Below are 9,672 nucleotides of genomic sequence, written 5' to 3' on the forward strand. Positions count from 1 at the left end.
GGTCTATGAGCCTTCAGCGTAGGAAAGAGCCGGTCATCTACGTCGTGGAACCGTTTGGAGGGTCGGTGCGGCGCCATATGCCGAACCTACCGTTGGTCTATTGGGACGATGCTGCGGTCACACGCGGTGACGGTATCTTCGAGTCCCTCCTCGTGCGTGACGGCAAGGCGGCCAATTTTCATCGCCACGCGGAGCGCTTCCGGCATTCCGCGAGCGCTCTCGATCTTCCGGAGCCACCCATCCACAAGTGGAAAGAAGCCACCGAGCTGGCCATCGCGGACTATTGTGGTCCCGCCGCCGGGGAAGGCGAGGACGGTTTAGCGCGAGAGGCCAAGTGCACGTGGACCTATACCCGCGGGCGGGCCTCGACTGGGGTGCCCACGGCATGGGTGGTGGTTCAGGAGATTCCGGATGACGTTGTGGCGCAGCGTGATACCGGCGTCAAGGTGATGAGCACGCCGCGTCTGTGGCAGGTGGCGGAAGAGTTGCCGGCGAAGACGCTGAATTATGCGGCCACGATGGCCACGCTGCGCCTGGCCCGCGAGCGTGGATTTGATGATGTGATTTTTACCGATCCCGATACGGGGCTGGTCTTGGAAGGGGCCACCTCCACCGTGGTGGCGGTCAAGGGCACCAAGCTGCGCACCCCGGCGGGCAAGGGAATACTGCCTGGCACCACGCAAGCTGCGCTCTTTGAGTATGCCTCTGAACAGGGATATCGCTGCAAGGCGAAGGAGCTGAATCTGCGCTACCTCGAGGAGGCTGACTCAGTGTGGCTCGTCTCCTCGGTGCGCACTGCGGTGCGTGTGACGCGCCTGAATGAAAAGAAGCTCAAGGCGCCGGCGAACGCGGAGAAGATACGCGCGCTGATCGACGCCGCCCTGGCACGCTAACTTCGCCGCACTGCTAGTTAGCCAGCCACACGGGTGAGCTCGGCGGACATGTAAGGGCGCATTTCGCCGTCGACAAGCCGCTCATCCACCCAGCCGAGGTTGTTGTTCGGCATGAGGCCATACATGCGCTTGCCGGGGCCGAGGTTGGCGGGGCCGGTTTCGGTGACCATCGTGGACGCGGACTCGAGCTGCCAGGCGCGCTCGTTAAACAGCGAACCATAGAAGATCTCGTTGATGCCGTTGGACGAGGTATAGGTCATCTCAATCTCGTCCTTGAGTGAGATGCGCCAGAACCCGGACTCGCGGGCATCGGGGCCAACCGGGTTGCCCTCGGAATCAATCTTCCAGGTGCGGGACGTATAGGTCAGGTAATTCTCACCGTCGTGGGCGATGATGAGCTGCTGGCCAAAGGCGTACTGTTCACCGTCGGTGCTGTGGGCTTGGCCTTCCCCTTGCCATACGCCGACGAGAGGGAGAAGCCCGAGCAGACCATCGTGCAGCGACGGGCCCTGACGCAAGTTCGCCGTCTCATCCGGCAGGGGATTATCTGCTACATCAACGGTGGGAATGTTGCGGGAGGCTGCATCCTTCCATGCCTCCGCTGCCTGGTTGACGGCCGCGTTGCCGTCTACCTTAGTGTTCTCCGGGTGGGTGTTTTCCGTGTTTTTCTCGCTATTTGTCTGTTCGCTCATGCTGCCCCAGCGTAGTCGTGGCAGCGCCGCGGAAACCACTAGGCTCCAGTAGTCTAGGGAGCCATGCGCGCTTTGCTGATTTCAAACCCTAATTCTACGAGCCAGAATGCGGCTCTCTTCCGAGAGGTTTTGCCCGTCATTCGGGAGGTGGATGGGTTGCAGCTGCTTGCTCGCTTCACGCACTACCCGGGCCACGCAGAAGACATGGTGCGCGGTATGACCCGGGAGGACTTTGACGTCATCCTGGTCTTCGGCGGCGATGGCACGGTCAATGAGATCGTCAACGGGTTGCTCGGCCCGGCGAATTTCGCCCAGCGCCCTAGCCCTCAGGAGATCCCGGCGCTAGCGGTGATCCCTACTGGTTCAGCAAACGTCTTCGTCCGCGCCCTTGGTTTCCCCAATACCCCCGTCGAGGCGGCGCACGTGCTGGCCCGGATGCTGGAGCGAAACACCCGCCGCACCGTGTCGTTGGGTATGTGGAATGACCGGTGGTTTGCGGTCAATGCTGGTTTCGGGCTGGATGCAGACGTGCTGGCTCGCGTGGACCGTGCACGGGAGATGGGCTTTTCAGCCACCCCGCTGCGCTACCTGGCGGTGGCCTTTCAGGCCTATCAGCGCGCCCGCATCCGCCCACCGCGCATTAATGTGCGTGCGCGCTCGAGCTCGGGCGAAACCTTCGCGGCCGATGACGTTCCCGTCATGTTCACCTCCAACACCAACCCGTGGACCTTCCTGGGGCCGCTGCCGGTGGTGACCAATCCGCGCAATTCCTTCGATCAGGGGCTTGGCCTTTTTGGTGTGTCGGACCTCGGCGGGATTGATGGTCTCGTGGGCGTTCTCCACCTGTTCGGCGTGGATCACCGTCACTGGTTGAATAAGGTCACGGATGCCCGCACGCTGCATTTTGAGGATGCCGTTGAGGTGGACCTGGTCTGTCCTAAGCCGCACCGCTTCCAAGCGGACGGGGAGTCGGAAGGCACCTTTACGGAGGTGCACTTGGGGTCGGAAGCAGACGCGCTGGAAGTCTTTGCTCCCATCGACCCGGCACCGCCCATTCACCGCAGCTTCCGCCGAGTCCTGCGAGATCTCATCCGTATTAAGTAGCCGGCGGTAGTAACAAGTCTGCGGTGCGGGTACCGCTGGTGCACCGTCGGCTTAGTTTTGCATCGGCTTAGTTCTGCCTGTTTTGGCGCCAGCTCGGCGGCGTCGTCGGCGCGCTGCCCACTTCGTTGGCGGTGTCTTGCGCTTTTTGCGCGGCATCCTCGACGGCCTTCTCCTCCGAACCATCGATCTCCAGCGGGGAGAGTTGTGCTGTTTTTAGCGTGATATTGCGTCGCTGTACCTCGAAGGTGATGGAGCCGCCGTGTAGTTTCACGGAGGTGGCTTGAGAAGGCAACGGGAGTTGGCGCGTGTCCAAGACCAGGCCGAAGGCCTTTTTCAAGCGTTCGTCATCAGTCCCGTAGACACTCATGCGAAACTCTGGGCCGACGAGGCGCAGCGTCACCGTTGCGGTGGACTTGGTGGTATCCCCCGGCAGCGTGCCAGTGAGCTCAGCCTCGGCGGAGGGCCCGCCGGTGGGGGACATATTATCGGGGTTGGCAATGGAGAGGTCAGTAATACCCAGCATGCGGCCCAAGGCCACTCCGTCGAGGCTGATGCTGCGCGTATAGGTGGATACCGGTGAGCCTTCCAGTTCGCCGCTGAAGAGTTGTTCGGGGTTAATTGTGATGTCGCGCAGTGTTGTGGAGGCATTGACCATGCCGAGTTTCGGAACTTCCACGTCGGAGGAGTTGACCTCCAGGTATGGAATCTCTTTGGTTAGCGCGGCAAGGGAGAAGGGGACGCCGCCGATGTAGACATTCGGGGTGTTTTCCAATTGGGAGCTGGCTTTGGCTTTCTGGGCCACGGTGTGTTCCGCGTGCATCGCCACCGCTGAATCCGCCAGCCATGCTGTCAGGGCCACACCCGCAACGGCGGCAAGGCGTACGGCAGTGCGGTTGAGGTAGATGACAGTCACCCCTCTATTACTACCGCACGTAGGGTGGGAAGCATGAATATTGAGACCAAGACTCTGCCACTGAACCCAGATGTGGCCCAGCGCGTGGAGGAGCTGGCCACTGCTGCTGAAGCTCACGACGGCTTTGCGCCCCTCTCCGAGCAGTTTCTTTTAGGGCTCAGGGATGAACGCCTTGGGCACCATCATCTTCTCGCAATTGAAGATGGTGCGGTAGCTGGCGTGGCTGCCCTCGATGGGCAGACTGTAGAGCTCTTTGTTGGCGTGGAACACCGTGGGCGAGGGGTAGGGCAGGCGCTTGTCGACGCCCTCCCAACCTCCCCCCAAATCTGGGCCCATGGCAATCTTCCCGCTGCGCAAGCGCTGGCGAAGCGCAACGAGATGGACGTCGTCAGGCGCCTGCTTGTCATGGCGATTGAGGGGAAGGACTTGCGCGCGGCCGAGGAAGCGCCGGCAACGGTTGATGGCCTAGAGATTCAGACCTACGCCGAGTCAGTGGAGCGCTTCGGGCGCGAGCACGTCGAGGCGGAATGGGTACGCACCAATAACGAAGCCTTCTCCTGGCATCCGGAGCAAGGAGGCTGGGATCTGGAGCGCCTGCACCGCGGGATGGAGGCAGAGTGGTTCGATCCGGCCGACGTGCTTTTCCTGTGGGATTCTCCGAATGACTCCCACAGCCACCCGGTAATGGCTGGCTTCCACTGGCTGAAGTGGCACGACGAGGCTACCCCAGCCTTCGGTGAGGTCTATGTTGTGGGATTGGGTGAGGACTATCGCGGGCGCGGGCTCGGTGGACCGCTGCTGAGCGCTGGGCTGCAGCGCATGGCGGCTAAAGGTGCGGACAAGGTCATCTTGTATGTCGAGGCTGATAACGCTCCGGCGGTAAAGGCCTACGAGCGTTTGGGCTTTGGCATCGCTGAGGAACACTGCGTCTGGGCGAAAAGTGACTAGCCTCACCGGCTTTTGGTACAAGTTCACCGATTGTTCATCTCTTGATCCCTGTGGGGTTAACCCGCCCTGTATAGCTTTACAACACGTGAGTTAATCGCGCTCGTCTCAAGAAGATCGCTCAAAGAAGAGTAGAGGGCGATTTGCTCGGACAATCATTCTCTTGTATCCGCACCGGAAAGGTTTCCCGTGATCCGCAACTTCAAGCGCACCGCCGCTATCTTCGGCATCGTCGCCGCCACCTCCACTGCTCTCGTTGCCTGCTCTGAGTCCAACGAATCTGGCTCCGCTGAAGGCGGTTCCGATGGGGCAGAGGTTTCCGGCGACCTCTCTGGTGAGGGCGCATCCTCCCAAAAGTCCGCTATGTCCGTCTTTGAGAAGGCATTCCTGGAGGCATACCCGGATGCTAACTTCTCCTACACTTCTTCCGGCTCCGGCGCTGGTGTGAAGGCTTTCAACGGCGGCACCGTTGACTTCGCCGGTTCTGACTCCGCTCTGAAGGAAGATAAGGGCGAGGTTGAGGCCGCCAAGGAGCGTTGCGGTGGCAACGACGCATGGCACCTGCCGACGACCATTGGCCCCGTCGCCATCGCCTACAACCTGGGTGACACCGAGGTCAACCTCTCCACCGAAACCCTCGCCAAGATCTTCAAGGGCGAGATCACCAAGTGGAACGATGACGCCATCAAGGCTGAGAACGAGGGCACCGACCTTCCGGACAAGAACATCACCGTCATCTTCCGCTCTGACGAGTCCGGTACCTCCGATAACTTCCAGAAGTTCCTGAAGTCCGCTACCGGCAACTGGGACAGCGAAGGCAAGCAGTTCCCGGATTCTGTTGGTGAGGGTGCTAACGGTTCCTCCGGTGTGGCTGACCAGGTTGCCTCCATCGAGGGTGCTATCACCTACGTTGAGGCTGGCTACGCTCACCAGAAGGAAGCCGATGGCGTCAAGATTGCCAAGATTGACTTCGGCAACGGCCCGGTTGAGCTCAGCTCTGAGTCCGTCGGTGTCGCTCTCGACCACCTCGCTTTCAAGGAGACCAACTCCGAGCACGACATGGTCGTTGACTCCGACAAGCTCTTTGCTTCCAAGGATGAGGGCGCTTACCCGCTCATCCTGACCACCTACAACATCGTCTGCTCCGCTGGCTACGACGAGGAGACCTCCGCTCTGGTGAAGGCCTTCTTTAACACCGTCCTGGACAATCAGTCCGAGGAGCTGGAGAAGGCAGGCTTCATCCCGGTTTCCGGTGACCACCTGGAGCGCCTGAAGGCAGCCGTCGAGGCTATCCAGTAAGAGCGCGTTACTACGCGGGTTTCTTTGAACCCCCGTAGCGTCCGTTTGAACACACACTTCCGCCCCCAACCCGCCCTTCACGAGCGCTTTGGGGGCGGCAGCATGTCCCGTATTTTCATTGTTTCCGTTGAAAAGGATTCCCTAGTCTCATGGCAGACAACAATCTCACCACAGCGTCGTCCGTGAAGGAGGATGCCGTTTCAGCGACCCGCCCTAGCGCGCATGCGTCCGAGGCGGACGCCACCTCTACGCCCGCCGTCAAGTCCGGTGTGAAGCGCCCTGGTGATCGCATTTTTGAATTCTTGTCCACTGCGTCCGCAACGCTGATCACGGTGATGATCGCTGCCATCGCGGCCTTCCTGATCTGGCGTGCGGTTCCTTCTCTGTCCGTCAATGAGGGTGGCATTCTGGGCTTCTTCACCTACGGTGACCGTTGGGAGACCAACGACACCGATGCTATGAAGTTCGGTATCCCGACCATGTTCGGCCACACCGTCTTGATTTCCATCGTGGCTCTCATCATTGCGATGCCGGTCGCGCTCGGTATTGCCATCTTCCTGTCCAACTACGCGCCGGCCAAGCTGGTCAAGCCGTTGGGATTCTTGGTAGACATGCTCGCCGCCGTGCCATCCATCGTGTACGGCCTGTGGGGCTGGCAGGTGCTCGGCCCTGCGCTGTCCGGCTTCTACACCTGGCTGCACTCCTGGGCTGGTGGCTTCTTCCTCTTCAAGGTCTACGACAACTCCCCGAACTTTGCGACGGGCCGCAACGTCCTCACCGGTGGCATTGTTCTGGCGGTGATGATCCTGCCGATCATCGCTGCCACCGCCCGCGAAGTCTTTGTGCAGACCCCTCCCGGTCAAATCGAGTCCGCCTTGGCCCTCGGCGCCACCCGGTGGGAAGTCATCCGCATGACGGTTCTCCCCTTCGGCATGTCCGGCTACATAGCCGGCTCCATGCTGGGTCTGGGCCGCGCGCTGGGTGAGACCATGGCTCTCTACATGGTTGTCTCCCCGCTGGTGGACTTCCGCTTCTCGCTGTTCGACGGCGGTACCACCTTCGCAACGGCCATTGCCCTGGCGGCTGCTGAGTTCGGTAATGAGATGCGTGCCGGTGCGTATATCGCCGCTGGCCTCATGCTGTTCCTTCTGACCTTCTTGGTCAACGCTATTGCCCGTTCCATCGTGAAGAGCAAGTAAGGAGGGCTCAGAGATGACTACGACTACAACTTCCAACTCTGTCCCGGCATCTTCCGGCCCGACCTTCCTGGATATCTCCTCGAGCCGAAAGACCACCAATACTGTTGCCACCGTTCTCGTGTGGGCAACGATGATCATCGCCATGATTCCGCTGCTGTGGGTTCTCTTCGAGCTCATTTCTCGCGGTTCGGGCGCTATCCTGAGCCCCGAATGGTGGACCCACTCCCAACGCGGAATCCTTGATACCGAGGCCGGCGGCGGTGCGCTCCACGCTATTATCGGTACCTTTGTGCAGACCGTCATCGCGACCGTCATTTCCGTTCCGATCGGCATCTTCACCGCGATTTACCTGGTGGAGTACTCTCGCGGTGGAACGCTGAGCCGCCTTACTACTTTCATGGTGGACATCCTCTCCGGTGTGCCTTCCATTGTTGCGGCCCTGTTCATCTTCGCCATGTGGATTACTCTGTTCGGCTTCAAGCGTTCCGGTATGGCGGTGGCGTTATCGCTTGTGCTCCTGATGATTCCGATTGTGGTCCGCAATACCGAAGAGATGCTCCGCGTGGTCCCGATGGATCTGCGTGAGGCTTCCTATGCTCTCGGTGTGCCGAAGTGGAAAACCATCGCGCGCATCGTTCTGCCGACCGCGCTGTCCGGCATCGTCACCGGCATCATGCTGGCCGTGGCCCGCATCATGGGTGAGTCCGCGCCGGTGCTGGTGTTGGTGGGCTCCACCTCCTCCATCAACTGGGACGCACTCAAGGGTGCGCAGTCCTCGTTGCCGTTGATGATGCTGGATATGTACAAGTCCGGCGCTGATCCGGCCGTCCTGGACAAGCTGTGGGGTGCCGCCCTTACGTTGGTTCTCCTCATCGCGATTCTCAACATTGGCGCGCGCATCGTTTCGGCGAAGTTCTCCGTCAAGAAGTAACCGTATTCACTTTCTACCTACCCCATAGGAGCACTACTCATGTCCAAGCTTGAGCTCAACGACGTGAACATCTACTACGGTGACTTCCACGCCGTACAGAACGTCAACATGCAGATCCCGGCGAAGGCCGTGACTGCCTTCATCGGCCCTTCCGGCTGTGGTAAGTCCACAGTCCTGCGCACCCTGAACCGCATGCACGAGGTCATTCCTGGTGCTTATGTCAAGGGTGAGATTCTCCTGGACGGCCAGAACATCTACGGGCCCAAGGTCGATCCGGTGTCCGTTCGCAACACTATCGGCATGGTCTTCCAGAAGGCCAACCCGTTCCCGACGATGTCCATTGAGGATAACGTTGTTGCCGGCCTGAAGCTGTCCGGCGAAAAGAACAAGAAGAAGTTGAAGGAGGTCGCCGAGAAGTCCCTGCGCGGCGCCAACCTTTGGGATGAGGTTAAGGACCGCCTGGACAAGCCGGGCGGCGGCCTGTCCGGCGGCCAGCAGCAGCGTCTGTGCATTGCTCGCGCGATTGCCGTGGAGCCGGAAGTCCTGCTCATGGACGAGCCCTGCTCGGCGCTCGACCCGATTTCCACCTTGGCCGTGGAGGACCTGATCCATGAGCTGAAGGAAAACTTCACTATCGTTATCGTTACTCACAACATGCAGCAGGCAGCCCGCGTGTCGGACAAGACCGGCTTCTTCTCCCTGGAAGCCACCGGCCGTCCTGGCCACCTGGTGGAGTTCGATGACACCACGAAGATCTTCGAAAACCCATCCAAGAAGGATACTGAGGATTACATCTCTGGCCGCTTCGGCTAAACACTGACAGCGCCGAAAGCCGGCACCTCTTCTAAAGGTCTAGAAGAGGTGCCGGCTTTGTGCATGCACTGTGCGCTAGGTGTGGCGAGCGGTAGGGGCTAGCGGTGAAACTGGCGCTCCAGCTCCGCCATGCGGGCCTCCAGCTCTGCCTCTCGTTGCTCCTGATCGCGCTTGCGCATGTAGCGGTCGGGGTCCAAGCCCGTTGCCAGGTAAATGATGCGGCCGGCAGCTGCTGCGCAGTGATCGGCGAAACGCTCGTAGTAGCGCGAAAGCTGCGAGGTTTCCACGGCCTGGCGCACCGTTCCTTTCCACTCGCGCTGCGTCAACATACGAAGCAGGTGTTGGTTGATGTCATCGACGGCGTCGTCGTCCTCGGTCAAACGGAGCGCCAGCTCCGGATCGCGGGTGATAAGGATGTCTTTGAGGCCTGAGGACATGTCGAGAACGAGGCGGGCGTATTCCTCGAAATAGCCCATAATGTCTGGCGGAACAACTGATTCAGGGTGGCGGCGGCGGGCGCTGGTGGCAATGTGCTGAGACAAGCGGCCCATGCGGTAAAAGTCTTCCACAATATAGATGGAAGCGATGACCTGTCGCAGATCCTTGGCCATCGGGTTTTCCAAGGCCAGAAGGGACACCGCACGGTCTTCGCAGCGCGAGCGGACTTCATCCAACTCATCGCGCAACGACAAGGCCTCTTCGGCTGGTTGCAGGGAGGATTCGATTAATGCCTGAGAGGCAAGAGTCATCAGCTTATGAACCGCAGTGCTCATGATGATGAGGTCATGGGCAAAGTTGTCCAACTGTTCACGGTAGGCAGCGCGCATGTCACGTACTTTAGCTGAACAATGTGATGTCTAGGGACTTTTTGGACACGGAGTCC

The 9,672-nt window shown here is 60.1% G+C and carries 10 protein-coding genes; 7 read left to right on the top strand and 3 right to left on the bottom strand.

The window, feature by feature from the left end; all coding sequences use genetic code 11:
• The first annotated feature begins 5 nt into the window (after nucleotides 1–5).
• Nucleotides 6–893: an aminodeoxychorismate lyase gene (locus HMPREF2967_RS02755; protein WP_070563994.1), complete on the top strand. Its 888-nt coding sequence runs from the start codon at nucleotides 6–8 to the stop codon at nucleotides 891–893.
• Nucleotides 894–910: 17 nt separating this feature from the next.
• Here HMPREF2967_RS02755 and HMPREF2967_RS02760 read toward each other — a convergent pair whose 3' ends face one another.
• Nucleotides 911–1,585, bottom strand: coding sequence for a heme-binding beta-barrel domain-containing protein (locus HMPREF2967_RS02760; RefSeq protein WP_070684899.1), 675 nt, complete (start codon nucleotides 1,583–1,585; stop codon nucleotides 911–913).
• 63 nt (nucleotides 1,586–1,648) lie between these two features.
• Between HMPREF2967_RS02760 and HMPREF2967_RS02765 the strand changes: the two genes are divergently transcribed.
• Nucleotides 1,649–2,689 (top strand): diacylglycerol/lipid kinase family protein, encoded by a 1,041-nt coding sequence (locus HMPREF2967_RS02765; protein WP_070684901.1) that lies wholly within the window; start codon nucleotides 1,649–1,651, stop codon nucleotides 2,687–2,689.
• 67 nt (nucleotides 2,690–2,756) lie between these two features.
• Here HMPREF2967_RS02765 and HMPREF2967_RS02770 read toward each other — a convergent pair whose 3' ends face one another.
• Nucleotides 2,757–3,602 carry an LmeA family phospholipid-binding protein gene (locus HMPREF2967_RS02770; protein ID WP_070522947.1) on the bottom strand — a complete coding sequence of 282 codons (846 nt, stop codon included), beginning with the start codon at nucleotides 3,600–3,602 and terminating at the stop codon, nucleotides 2,757–2,759.
• A gap of 33 nt (nucleotides 3,603–3,635) precedes the next feature.
• On the opposite strand from HMPREF2967_RS02770, the gene mshD reads away from it, so the two are divergent.
• From mshD to pstB, 5 genes are all read left to right on the top strand, one after another.
• Nucleotides 3,636–4,550, top strand: a complete 915-nt coding sequence (gene mshD, locus HMPREF2967_RS02775) for a mycothiol synthase (protein ID WP_070522950.1) — start codon at nucleotides 3,636–3,638, stop codon at nucleotides 4,548–4,550.
• A 186-nt stretch (nucleotides 4,551–4,736) separates the two neighbouring features.
• Nucleotides 4,737–5,846, top strand: a complete 1,110-nt coding sequence (gene pstS, locus HMPREF2967_RS02780; protein WP_070522954.1) for a phosphate ABC transporter substrate-binding protein PstS — start codon at nucleotides 4,737–4,739, stop codon at nucleotides 5,844–5,846.
• Nucleotides 5,847–5,995: 149 nt separating this feature from the next.
• Complete coding sequence (gene pstC / locus HMPREF2967_RS02785; protein WP_070522957.1) at nucleotides 5,996–7,045, top strand: phosphate ABC transporter permease subunit PstC; 1,050 nt, start codon at nucleotides 5,996–5,998, stop codon at nucleotides 7,043–7,045.
• A 13-nt stretch (nucleotides 7,046–7,058) separates the two neighbouring features.
• A complete protein-coding gene (pstA, locus tag HMPREF2967_RS02790; protein WP_070522961.1) occupies nucleotides 7,059–7,976 on the top strand; it encodes a phosphate ABC transporter permease PstA in 918 nt (305 codons plus the stop codon).
• Between the two features lie 39 nt (nucleotides 7,977–8,015).
• The gene (gene pstB, locus HMPREF2967_RS02795) at nucleotides 8,016–8,789 is read left to right on the top strand and encodes a phosphate ABC transporter ATP-binding protein PstB (protein WP_070522964.1); all 774 of its coding nucleotides are present in this window, start codon (nucleotides 8,016–8,018) and stop codon (nucleotides 8,787–8,789) included.
• A gap of 98 nt (nucleotides 8,790–8,887) precedes the next feature.
• Here pstB and phoU read toward each other — a convergent pair whose 3' ends face one another.
• Nucleotides 8,888–9,616, bottom strand: coding sequence for a phosphate signaling complex protein PhoU (gene phoU, locus HMPREF2967_RS02800; protein ID WP_070684903.1), 729 nt, complete (start codon nucleotides 9,614–9,616; stop codon nucleotides 8,888–8,890).
• Nucleotides 9,617–9,672: the final 56 nt, after the last annotated feature.

Origin of the sequence: Corynebacterium sp. HMSC059E07 (assembly GCF_001814395.1) — a bacterium.
Classification (GTDB): domain Bacteria; phylum Actinomycetota; class Actinomycetes; order Mycobacteriales; family Mycobacteriaceae; genus Corynebacterium; species Corynebacterium hesseae.